The organism is Larkinella insperata (assembly GCF_026248825.1).
Taxonomy (GTDB): domain Bacteria; phylum Bacteroidota; class Bacteroidia; order Cytophagales; family Spirosomataceae; genus Larkinella; species Larkinella insperata.
The window spans coordinates 5,513,431-5,528,815 of record NZ_CP110973.1 but is presented as its reverse complement, the minus strand read 5'-3'; the positions used below and the strand labels follow the sequence as shown (position 1 = coordinate 5,528,815).

The window sequence follows — 15,385 nt, the reverse complement described above, 5'->3', positions numbered from 1 at the left end:
TTTCGGTTTTCAATCCAATCGTATGAAAAAGCTTAACAGATACCTGAGCGCGCTGGTCCTGCTGCTGGTGGCGGCAGCGTGCAGCGTGGATAATTATCCGGCTCCGGATGCTCAACTGTACGGAGCCCTGCTCGACATCGACACCAACGAACCGGTTGAGCAGGACATCATCCGGGGCAGCACCATTGAGTACATCGAACACGGTTACGCGTCCCAAACAAAGCAGACGATCATCATCAAAAACGACGGTACCTACCGCAATAACCTCGTCTTTGCCAACACCTACACCATCACGCCGGTGCGCGGAAACTTCGTCCCGATGACGCCCCAGGAAGTGAAGATTGAAGGAGCCACCCAGCTCGATTTCAAGGTGCAGCCCTACATCCGGGTCAAAGAAGCCAAGATGGAGAAAGTGGGCAGCAAAGTGGTGGCAACCTTCAAGCTGCAACAAACGGTGATCAACAACGTCCGCAAAATTGGTCTCTACGCCCATCCGGAACCCTCGGTGGGTGAACCCATGCGGACGGCGCTCGTGGAGCAGGACATTAACGGAACGGTTGATCCTAACAAAGTCTACCGCCTTGAACTGGATTTGCCTTCAAACAGCAACGTGCTGGTGGCGGGCCGATCGTATTTCTTCCGCGTCGGAGCCGTAATCGACGCTCCTGAATCGAAGTTTAATTACGCCAAAGCCGTTCGGCTGAGCTTGTAAAACCGTTTTCGGCAGGTAGTTACGGTTAATGCGTAGAGACATTGAAATAGACTATGATCAACAGTAAATTCCTGATTATTGCGTTTTTAAGCCTTTTCTCGTTTGGTTGCCGGGGGAAGGAAGAAGAGAAGCAGCCGGCCAAAGAGAATCCGGTTGAGGAAGTGAAATACGATGAAACCGGTGTGCTTTTCAAAAGCTACAAAGGTCTGGTAATGGCGGGGTATCAGGGGTGGTTTACGGCCGAGGGCGACGGGGCCGGTCGCGGCTGGCACCATTACCAGAAAAATGGCAAATTCGAGCCGGGCCTTACTTCCGTCGATTTCTGGCCGGATGTGTCGGAGTACGCCAAAACCTACAACACGGCTTTCCACTACGCCAACGGCGAAACCGCCAACGTGTACAGTCCTTACGATGAAGAAAGTGTAGATCTGCATTTCAAGTGGATGAAAGAACACGGCATTGACGGCGTGTATATGCAGCGGTTTGTTGGGGAGGTGAAAGGGGAAGCGGGGAAACGGCATTTTAACAAAGTGCTGGCCAACGCCCTGAAAGCGTCCAAAAAGTACGGACGGGCCATTAGCATCATGTACGACCTCAGCGGCTCGACTTCGGCGGACATGGATTTTCTGGTGCAAGACTGGGAGGAACTGCAAAAAACCTTTGCCCTCTTTGACAACCGGGAAAACCCGACGTATCTGCGGCACAACGGTCGTCCGCTGCTGGCCATCTGGGGCGTGGGATTCAATGACGGCCGCCGGTATACCATCGCCGACATTCAGAAAGTGATGGAAAAAGTGAAAGGGCCCGCCAAGAAAGCATCGGTGCTGCTGGGCGTTCCCTACTACTGGCGAACGCTGGGCAATGATACCGAGAAATCGACGGCCCTGCACGATCTCATCAAAACCGCGGACGTCATCATGCCGTGGGCGGTGGGGCGGTACAATGCCACTTCCTATACGCAGGTGGCGGGTGTCAACCTGCCGGCGGATCTAACCTGGTGCAAGACCCACGGGATCGATTACGCGCCCCTCGTATTTCCGGGTTTCAGTTGGGGCAACCTCAAAAACGATACATCGCTTTACAACCAGATTCCCCGGGGCAAGGGCGATTTTCTGTGGCAGCAGATCGCCGGAGCCAAACTCTCCGGAGCGGAAGCCCTGTACGTGGCGATGTTCGACGAAATCGACGAAGGAACCGCCATTTTCAAAACCTTGAAAGAAGGCCAGACTCCGCTGAATGCCGGCGGTAAGTTTGTGGGGATTGAACCTGATCTAGCGTCAGATTATTACCTCTGGCTGACCGGCGAAGGAGCCAGGTGGTTTCACGGAGCCAGCGGATACAGTGCCCAGAAACCCGTGCGGAAATGAGAAAATAAAGCCGGTTCCGATTGCTGGCGGGACCGGCTTTTCTTACGAATGCAGAACTTCGGGCATATCCTTGCGGAACTCCTCACCGTAGATGCGGCTGTATTCACGCGAGAAAGTTTCCAGGGCGGTTTTGGCCAGTGAATGTTTGCCCAGAAAAGCCAGGGCTTTGCATTTGATGATCATGGCTTCTTCGTTGACCGGGTCGAAATAGAAGATATAATTGGCCAGTTGAATCAGAAATTCCGGATCATCGGATATGGAAACCGAGGACGCGTAACGAAGGTAGGTGTTGACAACCTCATTGGAAATTTCGGATTTGAAAGGGTCCAGCCACTCGTATTCCTGATTGGCCAGAAAACTGCCGCGTTTGATGATGCTGGCGAGTTCCGTCACTTCCTGTTTGGTCAAGGTTTGATGCGCCGAGATCAGACGCAGGTAATCCCTGTAATCCACCCGGATGGAGCTGGAATCAATGTTCAATCGCCAATATCCGGTTTCTTTGGAAATTTCACAGTGCTCAAGTTTGTCCAGGATTGCTTTTAGCTTGGCAATGTTCACAGACCGGTTATTCCGGGCGCTTTCGGCGTTCTTGTCGAACCAGAGCAGTTCTATTAATTTTTCGGAGCTAATGCCTTCGCTGCGGGTTGAATACAGCAGCAGGACCAGGAACAGTTCTTTCAATAAGGGCGTCAAGGCTTTGGTGATTTCGGTGCCCTGCGCGTCAAAAATCTGCAAATTGCCGAAAAGCAAGATGCAGTTTTGGGCAGGCAATGGCTTGACGGACAGACTTGGGGCTGGCGTAGCCGGTTCGGCAGTTAGTGCACGAACTGGCTCTGAAACCGGGGCCAGCGCCGTTGGGGTGACTTTACTGCCCCGTTTTCGCTGGAAATAGACCAGCAGGGCCAGCAGCGCAACCAGACCGGTAAGGGCAATTCCCATTTTCGGTCCCAGACTTCTGGCCTGACGCGTTGGTTCCGGAGCCGTCCGGAGTGGAGGAGCAAACAGCGAGTAAATGGAAACCCGCGTCTGATTCCGGTCGGTTCGGGAGGAAGTGATGGCCACAAACCGATTGGTGTGGTTATCGAAAAATAAATCAGCGAATGAACTCGTATCCACAAATTGAAACGGGATGCTGGAGCCGACCCGGCTGTACTGGGGCTTAACCAGAGAGCCCCGGATCAACTGGAGTTCGGTGCTGAATTTGTCTTTCGGAAAAACCAGGGCGTAAAACGAAGAATCTTTTTCGTTCACAACCATCGAATTGGCGAAGACAAAATCATCTTCGGGAAGATCAAGTCGGTAAATTCGTCGGAAAGTGCCTTCTTTGGTGTTGAAATAAAGCAGGTCATACCCGTGGCGCGGATTCAGAAGCTGTTTGCCGGTCGGGCTGCCGTAGCCGCCCAACAGGTACGCCCCGCCTTGCACGCGCCCCAGCGCAGCCAGGTAGCGGGGGGTGAAAAGGGTGTCTTTGTTGGGTAAAATAGACCAGGTGCCCGTCCGCAGGTCGTATTTCTGAATGCGGTCTTTGTATTCCAGGTGCCCATAACCACCCAACATATAGAGGGAAGAATCGCGCGGTGCGTAGAATTTATTGGCGTGGAGAAAATGGGTTTTCAGGGATGAGTCGGCCACGCTTCGGTTCCACTGCCGGGTTTCCAGGTCAAAAGCCGTGACCTGTTTTTCATTGATGTGAATGTTGAAAATTTTGTTGAGCGATTTTTCAAACAGAACCTGATTATCCATAAACAAGTGCTGGGCCGGATAGCCGTTCCGCTGCACCTGATCCGTCGCCACGCGGTAGCTCACGAGCGAGTCCTGCCCGACCACGTAAACGGTTCCCGTCGTCGGATCGCCCGTAATTCGGGCTGGTCCCGGCATCACAACGGTTTTCAGGGGATGCCAATCATAATGCATCTTTTTGATCCATAGTGGGTTGGTAGCCTGGGCCTCACGATGTCCAAGAATATCGACGGTTTTGGTGCCCTGCATTTCGTCGAGCGGCCAGTGGTGTCTGGGTTCCCCATTCTCCAGCAGTTGAATGTTGCGGATTTTCATGGGGGGAACATCGGTCGTGCTGAAATTTTTGTAGCGCGTTGCCCCGAACAGAATCTTGTAGCAGCCTTTGTGCGCAGGTTCGAACGGATACCGAAAACGTTGGGAACCGGAAATCAGGCTGATCGTTTTCTGTTTTTTATTGAAAACTAAGCGGATTTTGTTCCACTTCTGAAAAAGATCCGCTTCCGGAATGTTGAAGGCAATGGTCGAAAACCGGTCGCCAACGACAACCTTGAAGTGGTGCGTTACCGCGTCAGAATTATCATACAGGATATCAATATTGCGGGTGTCGTTTTCGATGAGCCGGACGACATAACCAAAGTAATTTTTCCGGTCGGCCAGAAACGACATTTCAAACGAGATTTCAAAATCATCGGACAAACAGAAAGGCTTCTCCGGATTCAGTTCCAGGCCGGTCCGCTTATCCTGCACAACCTCATAGCTGGTAAAACCCAAGCCATAAACCTGGGCGTACGCACTATTTTGCAACCCCGACACCACAAGCAAAAAGAAAAGAATAAGAGCAATCCAGAAACGCATGCGGACTTAGAAAGAAAACGGTTCTTTTACCAGATTGATACCACCTCTTAAAATTAAAGGAAACATGCTCAATAAACAGTGATTTATCCTAATCAACGTCTAAATTTTACCAAAGAAGCTGTTGGGAACAATAGCCTACTCGCCGTAGCTCCAATTCGCTGTGGTTGAGCCGTAGGCGTCATTAAAATAAGCGGCTTAAAGTTTAAACCAGATTAGGCATAGAGTTGATGTAAAACTCTGAAACGAAAGACGTTCGTTGCTTCAAGGCCCAATTTGGATTCTATTAACTTGGATAATGAACAGCGCATGGGTGAGAGAAAACCGGTAAAACGGCAGACTGACAAATTTTGTAATGGAGAATGAGATCCGTTAAATGAAAATCACGTTTGCCAGGCGATCTCAACAAATTCGGCGGTATTACCAGAAAAGGTAACCATCGCCAGTTAGAAAACGTGCGTCGTAGCCATAGAACAAGGGTACACGTTCAACGGTCTTTTCGGATGACTTCGAAGCATGAAAAAGCCGGGCATTTAAGTGTGCCCGGCTTTGGAATTTTATGATAGCGCGGGCTTTATGCCCCTGAAGGCAAAATTGCGGGTCCATATATGTCCTCCCGGTCGGCCGGTCTCGATTTGGTTGACAGTTTGCAGCATTTTTCGTACCCCCATCCACGCCAGATTTCTCAGCTTCCCGCTCAGGGTAGAACTGGTTCCGAGATGTTCGGCGGCTTCAAAATCAGTAAAGTTATGCAATTTGCAGAGCGTTTGTGCCGATTGGGGGGTTAGGCACCATTCATGGGTTATGTCACCCCAATACACATGGCCCACAAATGGCGATAAGCCGTTAGGTAGGTGAGCAATAAAAGTTCCTCCGGGGGCAAGCTTGCGGTTGGCCAGCGTCATCAGGTCAAAAACCTGCTGGCGGGTTAAGTGTTCGATGACATCAAATATGGTGATCAATCCCAAAGAACCATCGCGTTGCGCGTTTAAAAAAACAAACAAATCCGCTTCGACTACGGAGGGGAAGTGTCGGTTGGCGATAGCTACCTGCTCGGCGCTGACATCGCAACCGGATAAGTTGGTGAACCCTAACGTTTCCAGGGCCAGCAACAACTCGCCTGCACCGCAACCCAGGTCAACGGCTGGCATGTTTCGGTCAATACCCTTCACCCATTTCTCCAGCACTGGACGCACTTTAGAAGCCCCGAAGTGCAGGGATTTATCACCAATATCCCCTTTAAAGGAGTTGCGGTAATTGTCGTAAATAAGTTCTTTGTATTGCATATGGGATAGGAATTTTTGAAGTTTTAATTTACTTTTTATATTTTTTACTTCAAAATTGTTTTATTTTTCGGCAAGTAGTGGTGTCTCTTGATGAAAGATCACCAGAATTGGCCTGCTTTGAATTGTCAGTTAATTCACCAGGAAATAGAATTTATTACCTGCCTTCGTTGGAGCGGCAGTCGGCTGAATAATCCACGTCTGGATGGTAAAACGCTGGCGGGTAAGATTTGGAAATCGAGTCACTCCGGGTGGGATTTTTTGCCCGTCCGCCTGGAATTTTCGTGATCCAACATTGCATGTAAAAAATCACCGCCGGGTCAGTGGACCCGGCGGTGCAAGTTTTGGCGACCACTAGTTGGCCGGATAGTGCCAGTCACCCGACACAATTCGCCGGGTTCCCATCAAGTCGGTGTACTCAAACCGCAGATCCTTCGGATCACAATCCCTGACCGCTTCCGGCAGGACAACGGCTTCGAACGCGGCTTCCCGACCCTTCATCGGCAGCGTATAACTCCAGCCCGGCAGCTTTCCGTGCGTTACCTTCAACTCCCGGTTTTCATCAACGTCCTGGGCAAAATACTGGGCAAAAATCAGCAGGTCGCGGCCGGCCGAAAGCGTCCAGATGGGCGGGTATTTCTGGGCGTACCCGGCGTTGGCCCGGTTGGGATCGCCGTTAAACTCATCCAGAAAGTTTTTGAACGGGAAGCCCATCCAGTAGTCACTGTGCTTGGCAAAAAACGGCACCAGCAGGTTCTGGGAGCGGTGCCGACCCTTCAGCATAAACTCTATGGGTCCTTTGGCCGAAATGCCGCCTTCCTGCTTTTTGCCAAATTCATACGGGCCCTCGGCACTCCACAGCCACAAGGCCCCGAAGGCCGACCGGCTCATTGTGACCCCTTCAATCAACTGCGGGTTTAACGGCCGGTCGCCCAGTTCGTTGCCCGGCGCAAAACCTAATGTCTCGGTATCGTGCCGCAGGTACTCGGCCATTTCCGTGTTTTTGAAAACCCCGGCTTTCTGGCTGTAGCGTCGGCGCGGCTGGCCGTCGTTGAGGGCAAACCCATACGACTGAATGGCCGACAGCGTATAGGTCGGAAACAGCATGGCCACGTCGGCTTCCTTCTGGTTGTTCACCCGGGAGTCGATGCCTTTCAATTTCACCGGCTGGCCGTAGAGTTGGGCCGTGTGGTCCGTCGTGCGGGTCTGACGAACGCCGTTGACGATGATGTAGTTGCCTGCCGCATCCTTGTCGTACCAGCTTTCGTGACCCCACGTGCAGCGAGAATAGTTGCCATTGCCCACAAAGCCGCCCAACTCTTTGAGGGCCAGGATGTAGGGATGGGTACTAGAAGAAAACGGTTTTGACGACTCCGGGCCGGTCAGGTAGTTGGCAAAAAAGGCCCGGTCCTCCTTGTTCCAGAGCTTGCCCCCGCCCTCAATCAGACCATCGGAGTAGGCCATGATCCGGATGGGCTTGCCTTCTGCTGCCGCCAGTTTGCCCACGGCGCGGTACAGCAGGCCCAGCATCTGGTACTGATCCGCAATTCGTTGATTATGAACATTTGGGTTGCTGGCATTCTCAACTGCGGGGTACTGATCCGTTTCGACATCGATGCTAACCAGGTCAACGCCAACTCCTTGTCCGGTCTGTCCCTTGATTTCATCCCATAGGTACCAAGCTAAATAATCGATCGTCTCCGGATGAATCACCATGCGGTGCTTGACGACTCCGTCGACCTTCGGGCCAGCATTCAGTTGCCGGAGCCGGATGACGCGCGGGTCGGATTCGCCCACCTTTGCGGCCAAGCGGTCCGCCTGGATGCCTGCAATCTTGTAGAGGGTAAAATCGCCGATCATCACCGCCCGTTTCTGGCGAGGCAGGTTCTGAGCGGTGAAATAACTCGGGTGCCGTTCCCGGATGCGGCCCAGCGGGTAAACGTGCGTTGCCCCCCGGCTTAGGATATCAAACGAACTTTTCGGCAGAAATAAGGGACCGTCGTAGATGAACGGAAACCGGCTGTTGCTTTCAAAAGGGGGGAACCGGTTGAGGTTGACCGTCCATTTGGCCTTCTGCTCGGCGAAGTCGTAATTGTTGACCGGACGGGCCAAGCGGGCGTTTGCCTGGCTTTTTCCGAGCTGAATGGGGGCGGAACTCGTGAGGGGAGTTCCTTCAAAGTCAACCCTTGGTAGCTCAGCGGCAGTGGGCGGTTCCGGCGTCTTGTTCTTCTTAGGAGGGGCCGCGTCAACGGGTCTGAGCTGTTCTTTTCCAGCCAATGCGCCCCGCTGGTCATCCAAGAGATGGACCGCTAGTTGCCCATCCGGATAGCGGGCGGTACGGGCATCAGCCCGTGGAGGATGGCTGTTCGGAACAACGTCCGGCAAGACGGCAGTCAGGGCAAAAATCCCGGGACCGGCAAGCCCGATACAAACGGCTAGGATAGGTTTCATGCAAAGCTAAGTAAAGTCGTAACCACGGCCTCGGTCGGATGCGCAGACCTTTCTGAAAGAGAGTGCCGGAAGAAAACCAACGCACAAACCGCATGCGGCATTGTTTGGAATACACTTTTTCCAGGCACGAACCCGCAAAAGGACCAACTTGCACTGGATTTTAGTTGGACGGGTCAGGCTTGATTCGTAGATTTATAAAAAGAAATAACCCGCTCAAATTGAGCGGGTTATTTTAATGGTCTGCAGAGAGGAAGGGATTCGAACCCTCGATACGCTTTAGACGTATACACACTTTCCAGGCGTGCTCCTTCAACCACTCGGACACCTCTCTGGGTTGAAACGGGATGCAAATATGTTGGTTATTCCTGACAATAACAAGCGCCTTTTTGACATTGCCGCCGGGCCATCAGGAGCTTTTACGCGCTCATCTCGCCGGAAAGCGGGGTAACCAGTCGCCTTTTCAGCGTTTCGCGGTCGGGTTCGTTCGCCAGCAGAAACATCAGCTTCGTAATGGCAGCCTCCACCGTGCAGTCGCTGCCACTCAGCACGCCAATGGCATCCAGTTGTTTGCTGGTCTGGTAACGCCCCTGCGTCACCCGGCCTCCGTCACACTGCGACACATTGAAAATCACAAGCCCGCGGGCAATGGCGTTTTCCAGCGCATTCAGAAACCAGCTTTCCGTTGGGGCGTTACCGGCGCCGTAGCTTTCCAGCACCAGCCCCTCAAGGTCCGGTATGGTTAGAATGGAGTTTATGATCTGCTCATTGATGCCGGGAAACAGCGGCAGAACGACCACGTTCGTATCCATTTCTTCGTAAACCGTCAGCGTAGAGCCCACCACATGGGGCCGGATAAACGGCAGGTTATATTCAATGCTGACCCCGGCCATTGCCAGGTGCGGGTAGTTTTCGGAATGAAAAGCGTTGAAATGGACGCTTTCTTTTTTCTTGGCCCGGTTGCCCCGCAGCAGCATCGAATTAAAATAGATGCACACTTCCGGCACCTTCGCCCGTCCGTTTTCCTGAGCAGCCGCAATTTCCAGGGCCGTGATGAAATTCTCGCGCGCATCCGAACGGGCCACCCCGATGGGCAATTGTGCGCCCGTTAGAATGACGGTTTTGGCCAGCCCTTCCAGCAAATAACTCAGCGCCGAAGCCGTGTAGGCCATGGTGTCGGTTCCGTGCAGAATGACAAAACTGTCGTACGCATCGTAATTGTCGCGGATGATGCGGGCCAGGTTGATCCAGTTCGACGGGTGCATGTTCGACGAGTCGATCAGGTCGTCCAGAACGATGACCGTCAATTCAAAATCCAGCCGCCGGATTTCGGGAACGCGGTCCAGAACCTGCTCAAAATCAAAGGGAACGAGCTGGTCATGCTGCCGGTCGTAGACCATGCCGAGCGTTCCTCCGGTGTAGATAACCAGCACCGAGGTGCGCGATTGGCCGGGCAAAGCCGGGTTGATGTGGATGGTGCGGTACATGCTTAGCGTTGGAGTAACTGTTGGGCGTTTCGGGTTGTCTGCTCGGCTACCTGTTCCAACGGCAGTTGCTTTAAATCGGCAACCCGCTGGGCAATCAGTTTCAGGTAAGCCGGTTCGTTGCGTTTGCCGCGGTAGGGAACCGGTGCCAGATACGGGGCATCGGTTTCGAGCACCAGGTGTTCCAGATCAAGGTGCGGTATGACCTTGTCCAGTCCACCGTTTTTAAAGGTCGAAACCCCGCCAATCCCCAGTTTAAAGCCCAGGTCAATGGCGCGCCGGGCTTCGTCGACAGTGCCGATAAAGCAGTGAAAGATGCCCTTCAAGTTCGGCAGGGCCAGCTTTTCGATCAGGTCAGCAGATTCGGCAAAGGCATTCCGGCCGCCGTTGGCCCCGGAGCGGCTGTGGATGGAAACCGGCAGATTCCGCTGCGAGGCCCACTGAAGCTGAATCGTAAAGGCTTCGAACTGCCGGTCAACGTGGGTCAGGTCCCAGTAAAAATCCAGTCCGATTTCCCCAATCGCAATAAACGGGTACCGGTTTAGCCAGCTCTCGACCGCGGCCAGTTCGTCCTCCACGGTTTCGCAAACGTAGGTGGGGTGCAGGCCCATCATCGGCAAACACCGGTCGGGGTAGGTAACGGCCAGGTCCATCATGGCGTCGATGGTTTCCCGGGCGCAGTTGGGCATCCAGATTTGAGACACCTTCTGTTCTGCGGCCGCCGTCAGCATGGCGTCCTTGTCTTCGAACTGGAGGTCGTAAATATGGGCGTGGGTGTCAATCATGAGTAGGTTCGGCCTTTCCAGACCACTTGAGTTGGTAACAAATAATAAACCAGCGATACGAAATACCCAATGTGCAGGTAAAACTCATAGCCGATCAGATACGGTAACAAATCCCACCGGCGAAATCGATTCAGAATCCAGAGCAATTGCGCCGATTGAACCCCAAATTTAACACCCCAGAGGATTAAGGCCGTACCGGGAAGCCAAAAGGCCAGAAAGAGTAGAAACGGGTAAAAAAGCAATTGAAGACAAAACAGAACGATAAAGTAGGCCGGTAACTGCAATGCGCCCATCATCCAGCGTTTGCGCTGGTGCAACCAGCTTTGAACAGTTGGTAACGGACGGGTTGTGGCCAAAACCTCCCGATCAAACCGCTGGGCGAAAAAAAACCGTTGCCCGACAACCTCGGTAAAGAGTTGATAGTCTTCAACAATTGAAAACGGCAAACTTTCGTAGCCGCCCACCGCATCGTAAGCCGTCCGCCGAACGGCCATGTTGTTGCCCATTGCCGTAACCGGAATGCCCAGATCGGTGAGTTGCTTGATCAGGTACTGCCCGTAAAACCAGTCGACGGCCTGCAGCTTTTCAAATCCGTTGCGACCCAAAATCTGCGTACAACCCGTCAGAATGCCGGTTTTTTCATCCCGAAAGGGTCTTAGCATGCCCTGAATCCAGTCGGGCGGCACCTCGCAGTCGGCGTCGGTAAACAGCAAAACCGCTCCCCGGGCGTGGTGAGCCAACTGGGCCAGCACGTTGGCTTTCCCGGCCTGCTGCCCCACCCGTTCGGTAATCGAAACCAAACGAAAATGGGGTTTATCCCGTATAAAATTAGTGACGAGCGCGCCGGTTTGGTCTTCCGACTGGTCGTTGCCGATTAGCACTTCGAAGCGGTCTGGCGGATAGCGAAGCCGTTCGACGGCCTGCAGGCAGTGCAAAATCGTGGTTTCTTCGTTGCGGGCGGCAATCAGTATGCTGGCGTCTATGCTCACGAACCCGGAGTTGTTTGGGGCAGGCGCTCAAAGCGGTAGCCCTGTTCGGAAAAGTGATCCAGAACGCGCGGCAGGGCATAACTCATGCGGGGCCAGGCTTTGAGGCTGTCGTGAAACAGCAGGATTGACCCCGGCTCGGTGTATTTCAGCGTTTTCGCCAAAACCACGTCCGGCGTCAGGGACTGGGAAAAGTCGCCCGTCAGCACATCCCACATAATCACATCGTGCGTTTTCAGGATCTCGGCAGCCTGACTGCGCCGGGCCCGACCGTAGGGCGGACGAAACAGCCGGGTGGTCACGCCCAGTTGCTGCTGACACTGACGAAAATTTTCCAGATACGGCTGATCGTCGGTTTTCCAGCCGTTGAGGTGGTTGAACGTGTGGTTGCCAATCGAGTGCCCCCCGTTCTGGACCAGCTGGTAGATGCCGGGATGTTTCCGGATGTTGTCGCCAATGCAGAAAAAGGTGGCTTGGGCCCGGTGCTGTCCCAGGGTTTCCAGCACAAATTCGGTCACTTCCGGAATCGGTCCGTCGTCGAAGGTCAGGTAAATGACTTTTTCCCGCGTCGGAACGCGCCAGGTGTAGCGGGGAAACAGGGCCCGGAGCAGGAAATTCGTTTTATGCAGAAACATAGGTTGGTTCTCAGACGATTTAAGGCCGTTACTGCAGGTCCCGGCCCTTCCACCGAAACCCTTTTTGCTGGGCGGCTAATCCAAAAAAAACAACGTACAGCGGATAGACCAGTTGAGTAACCGGAATCCAGATCAGGACGCGCTTCTTTTTCAGAAACGTCAGCACGGAGCCCAAAAATAGCCACTCCGGCACAGCTTTCAAGGCAGTCAGGCCGATAAGTTGGTAACCGGAAACCCCGAAGCACCAGTACCCGATCACGGCCAGCGGAACGGCCAGGTTGCTGGCAAAGATGAAAACCGCCAGCAGCGACGGCAAGATGCTCTGGTAAGCCCGCCATTTGCTGGCCCAGCGTTTCCGCTGGTGGTAAAAGGCGCGCAGGCCCGGCTGCGGAGCCGTATGGACAATGGCGTCCGGGCTTTTCAGAAACTTAACCCCGCCAGGATAGCGGCTCGCGATTTTGTGCATGAGCAGCTCATCGTCGCCGGAAGCTACGTGGTCGATGCCGTCAAAACCGCTTACGGCTTCAAAAACCCGTTTTTCGTAGGTCAGGTTAGCGCCGTTGCACATGGTTGGTGAACCCAGGTACATGGTGCAGGCTCCCGCGCCGATCAAACTGCTGCTTTCCACGGTTTGCAGGTTGCCGAAAACCGTGTGGTCGGAGTTAAAACTGATGGGACCGCTGATCAGCCGGGCGCCGGTTTGCTGGTAAAAAACCGCAATGCTTTCCAGCCACCGCGGCCCCACGCGGCAGTCGCCGTCGGTGGTGACAATCAGGTCGCCGGTGGCCTGGGTGATGCTCTGACGGATAGCCCGCTTCTTGGGAGAGGTCGTCGGTTCGTTGGCGAGGGGCAGCGGGCGCAGGGCGTAGGGAACGGCCCTGGCCAGTTCCTGCGCGATTTGCAGGGTGTTGTCGGTGGAAGAATCATCGGCCACGATGACTTCAAAAAGATCGGGCGCATACGTCTGGGCTTTTAAGTCCGCCAGCAACAGCGGCAGCGTAAACGCTTCATTCCGAACCGGAATAATGACGCTGATCCTGGGCAAATTGCCCGGGGGAGGAGCCGACGAAGCCCTAAAAACGGGCATTCGCCACCAGGTGACGGCCAGAATCAAGGTAAACAACGCGTAGAGAATGGATATACCGATCAGGACGTAAATCATGAACTAGTGACGGTTTGTCAGTTTTAATTTCCAGACCCAGAACAACCCGACCAGCACCGGAGCCAGGATGTTGATCAGCCACAGGGTGAGGGTCGCCGACAGAATCTGGGTTGCGGGCACCTGCCACTGGCCGAAAACCCACATCGACGTTGCTTCCCGGACGCCCAGATCACTCAGCAGGTTGAAAGCCGGAATAATTGTTTTGCCCAGGTAAACGAGTCCGATGCCCGTGGTGGTTTCCCGGATGGGCAGGTCAATACCGAATAAATTCATGGCCAGGTAGAATTGCAGCGAAAAGGTCAGGTAACGCAGTGCTGCCACCCCGAAGGCCAGCCAGAGTTCGGGGGTGGTGTAGTGGGCAGCGACGGCCCAGTATTTTTCCCAGCGCTGCATCCAGCGGAACGGGAGGTGGGCCAGCCGGTGTCGAAACCAGCCCGCCAGCAAACCCAGCGCAAGCGTCAGCAGCAGGAGCCAGAACAAGATCCACTGGGCCATTGGCAGCTCCGTTGCCCCGGTCTGCAACCGAACAAACAGGGCGACGGTGCCGAAAAATAAGGCCGCGAAAAACTGCATCCCACCTGAAACCAGCGCGGCCCCGATGCCTTCCCAGCGTTGGTCGGAGCGCAGCGACAGCAGCCGCCCGGCCGTGTCGCCCAACTGAGCGGGCAGGGCAAACCCCATCGCTAACCCCGCCAGAACGCCCTGCGTGGCTTCCCCCAGCGAAATGGGTTCGACCCGGCGGACCAGAATCTGCCACTTCAGGGCTTCCAGTAACCAGTTGACGGGCGTGAGCAGCAGGAGGAGAAAGGCGGAGAAGCTAAGCCAGTTGGCATTTTGCCAATACCGCCAGGCCGATTGGAAATCGTGTTGCTGACGGTTAACGGTTAAAAAAATATAGCTGACAATCAGGAGAAGGATACCGATTTTTGACCAAAACGCGATTTTTTTGGTCCTGGAATACGTTCTTTGCGGGACGAAACCGTTACTTTGCATATCATCACTGCTAAAACACCGTACAAAATTCCATGCCCGTTTCAACTCCCGCTCCCGAACATGAACTGTACGAAAAGATTATTCTGGGCGTCGATCCCGGCACTCAGATTGCGGGCTATGGGGTCATCGGAATTCGGAAAGCCCAGATGGATATGTTGCAATACGGTGTCATTCACCTGAGCAAATATAGCACCCACGAACTGAAATTAAAGAAACTCTTTGAGCGGATGATTCAGCTCATTGAAGAATACCTGCCCGACGAGATGGCGATTGAGGACCCGTTTTTCGGCAAAAACGTGCAGGCTATGCTCAAATTGGGCCGGGCGCAGGGCGTGGTAATGGCGGCTGCGCTGTCGCGCGGAATTCCGATTGTTGAGTACGCTCCCCGCCGGGTCAAGCAGTCGGTGACGGGCAACGGGAATGCCGCCAAGGAGCAGGTTTCGCACATGGTGGGCCATTTGCTGCGGGTTGAACTGGACCCCGAGTTTTTTGATGCCACCGACGCGCTGGCGATCGCCATTTGTCATTACTTCCACAAAGACGCCCTGCCGGGTAAAAAATCAACTGGTAAAAAAACGAAAAAAGGGGCCTGGTCGGCGTTTGTGAACGAAAATCCCGGACGGATCTCCTGACGCTCGAATTACGTACTTTTTCCCCGGCAAAACAGGGGAAACTACGTACCATAAAGTCACGGGGATGCTCTACTTTTGTCCCAACATTACCTACCTGTGAAGTTATGAGAAGAATTTTGGGCCACCGTTTGATGCTTGTCGGAATCTATCTGGTTATTGGGATCGTCATGAGCGCCCTGGGCCGGGCCCAGGTTCGGGCGAAACTGATGCAGGTTGTCGAAGGCAAAATTACCTTCAGCCGGGAAGCGACCTCCTCCAGTCCCAAAATGCAGTTTCTCGTCGTGAAAACGATCCAGTAAGTCTCCT

General features: G+C 53.9%; 13 protein-coding genes and 1 tRNA gene. 4 read left to right on the top strand and 10 right to left on the bottom strand.

Going from position 1 to position 15,385, the window contains the following annotated elements; all coding sequences use genetic code 11:
- The first annotated feature begins 22 nt into the window (after positions 1 to 22).
- Positions 23 to 712, top strand: a complete 690-nt coding sequence (locus OQ371_RS22275) for a DUF3823 domain-containing protein (RefSeq protein WP_265990535.1) — start codon at positions 23 to 25, stop codon at positions 710 to 712.
- A gap of 53 nt (positions 713 to 765) precedes the next feature.
- Positions 766 to 2,079: a glycoside hydrolase family 99 protein gene (locus OQ371_RS22270; RefSeq protein WP_265990534.1), complete on the top strand. Its 1,314-nt coding sequence runs from the start codon at positions 766 to 768 to the stop codon at positions 2,077 to 2,079.
- A 42-nt stretch (positions 2,080 to 2,121) separates the two neighbouring features.
- Here OQ371_RS22270 and OQ371_RS22265 read toward each other — a convergent pair whose 3' ends face one another.
- The 10 genes from OQ371_RS22265 to OQ371_RS22220 all read right to left on the bottom strand — a co-directional run bounded on the left by OQ371_RS22265 (position 2,122) and on the right by OQ371_RS22220 (position 14,447).
- Complete coding sequence (locus OQ371_RS22265; RefSeq protein ID WP_265990533.1) at positions 2,122 to 4,674, bottom strand: galactose oxidase; 2,553 nt, start codon at positions 4,672 to 4,674, stop codon at positions 2,122 to 2,124.
- 554 nt (positions 4,675 to 5,228) lie between these two features.
- Complete coding sequence (locus tag OQ371_RS22260) at positions 5,229 to 5,957, bottom strand: class I SAM-dependent methyltransferase (RefSeq protein WP_265990532.1); 729 nt, start codon at positions 5,955 to 5,957, stop codon at positions 5,229 to 5,231.
- A gap of 351 nt (positions 5,958 to 6,308) precedes the next feature.
- The gene (locus OQ371_RS22255; RefSeq protein ID WP_265990531.1) at positions 6,309 to 8,405 is read right to left on the bottom strand and encodes a hypothetical protein; all 2,097 of its coding nucleotides are present in this window, start codon (positions 8,403 to 8,405) and stop codon (positions 6,309 to 6,311) included.
- 243 nt (positions 8,406 to 8,648) lie between these two features.
- Positions 8,649 to 8,736: transfer RNA gene (locus OQ371_RS22250), tRNA-Ser, on the bottom strand.
- A gap of 85 nt (positions 8,737 to 8,821) precedes the next feature.
- Complete coding sequence (locus OQ371_RS22245) at positions 8,822 to 9,889, bottom strand: asparaginase (protein ID WP_265990530.1); 1,068 nt, start codon at positions 9,887 to 9,889, stop codon at positions 8,822 to 8,824.
- Positions 9,890 to 9,891: 2 nt separating this feature from the next.
- Complete coding sequence (locus OQ371_RS22240; protein ID WP_265990529.1) at positions 9,892 to 10,671, bottom strand: TatD family hydrolase; 780 nt, start codon at positions 10,669 to 10,671, stop codon at positions 9,892 to 9,894.
- Entirely contained in the window at positions 10,668 to 11,660 is a 993-nt protein-coding gene (locus tag OQ371_RS22235) for a glycosyltransferase (RefSeq protein WP_265990528.1), read from the bottom strand. Before OQ371_RS22235 ends, OQ371_RS22240 begins: the two co-directional genes overlap by 4 nt.
- Entirely contained in the window at positions 11,657 to 12,292 is a 636-nt protein-coding gene (locus OQ371_RS22230; protein ID WP_265990527.1) for a polysaccharide deacetylase family protein, read from the bottom strand. The genes OQ371_RS22235 and OQ371_RS22230 overlap by 4 nt, the downstream gene beginning before the upstream one ends.
- Positions 12,293 to 12,320: 28 nt before the next feature.
- Positions 12,321 to 13,454 (bottom strand): glycosyltransferase, encoded by a 1,134-nt coding sequence (locus tag OQ371_RS22225; protein WP_265990526.1) that lies wholly within the window; start codon positions 13,452 to 13,454, stop codon positions 12,321 to 12,323.
- A gap of 3 nt (positions 13,455 to 13,457) precedes the next feature.
- Complete coding sequence (locus tag OQ371_RS22220) at positions 13,458 to 14,447, bottom strand: lysylphosphatidylglycerol synthase transmembrane domain-containing protein (RefSeq protein WP_265990525.1); 990 nt, start codon at positions 14,445 to 14,447, stop codon at positions 13,458 to 13,460.
- Between the two features lie 32 nt (positions 14,448 to 14,479).
- On the opposite strand from OQ371_RS22220, the gene ruvC reads away from it, so the two are divergent.
- Together ruvC and OQ371_RS22210 are read left to right on the top strand one after the other, a co-directional pair.
- Positions 14,480 to 15,079: a crossover junction endodeoxyribonuclease RuvC gene (ruvC, locus tag OQ371_RS22215; protein ID WP_265990524.1), complete on the top strand. Its 600-nt coding sequence runs from the start codon at positions 14,480 to 14,482 to the stop codon at positions 15,077 to 15,079.
- Positions 15,080 to 15,183: 104 nt separating this feature from the next.
- The gene (locus OQ371_RS22210; RefSeq protein WP_265990523.1) at positions 15,184 to 15,378 is read left to right on the top strand and encodes a hypothetical protein; all 195 of its coding nucleotides are present in this window, start codon (positions 15,184 to 15,186) and stop codon (positions 15,376 to 15,378) included.
- Positions 15,379 to 15,385: the final 7 nt, after the last annotated feature.

Bases quoted from the DNA above. Each gene is read 5' to 3' on its own strand.
- OQ371_RS22275 (WP_265990535.1), top strand. From the start codon at position 23: ATGAAAAAGCTTAACAGATACCTGAGCGCGCTGGTCCTGCTGCTGGTG.
- OQ371_RS22270 (WP_265990534.1), top strand. From the start codon at position 766: ATGATCAACAGTAAATTCCTGATTATTGCGTTTTTAAGCCTTTTCTCG.
- OQ371_RS22265 (WP_265990533.1), bottom strand. From the start codon at position 4,674: ATGCGTTTCTGGATTGCTCTTATTCTTTTCTTTTTGCTTGTGGTGTCG.
- OQ371_RS22260 (WP_265990532.1), bottom strand. From the start codon at position 5,957: ATGCAATACAAAGAACTTATTTACGACAATTACCGCAACTCCTTTAAA.
- OQ371_RS22255 (WP_265990531.1), bottom strand. From the start codon at position 8,405: ATGAAACCTATCCTAGCCGTTTGTATCGGGCTTGCCGGTCCCGGGATT.
- OQ371_RS22245 (WP_265990530.1), bottom strand. From the start codon at position 9,889: ATGTACCGCACCATCCACATCAACCCGGCTTTGCCCGGCCAATCGCGC.
- OQ371_RS22240 (WP_265990529.1), bottom strand. From the start codon at position 10,671: ATGATTGACACCCACGCCCATATTTACGACCTCCAGTTCGAAGACAAG.
- OQ371_RS22230 (WP_265990527.1), bottom strand. From the start codon at position 12,292: ATGTTTCTGCATAAAACGAATTTCCTGCTCCGGGCCCTGTTTCCCCGC.
- OQ371_RS22225 (WP_265990526.1), bottom strand. From the start codon at position 13,454: ATGATTTACGTCCTGATCGGTATATCCATTCTCTACGCGTTGTTTACC.
- OQ371_RS22220 (WP_265990525.1), bottom strand. From the start codon at position 14,447: ATGCAAAGTAACGGTTTCGTCCCGCAAAGAACGTATTCCAGGACCAAA.
- ruvC (WP_265990524.1), top strand. From the start codon at position 14,480: ATGCCCGTTTCAACTCCCGCTCCCGAACATGAACTGTACGAAAAGATT.
- OQ371_RS22210 (WP_265990523.1), top strand. From the start codon at position 15,184: ATGAGAAGAATTTTGGGCCACCGTTTGATGCTTGTCGGAATCTATCTG.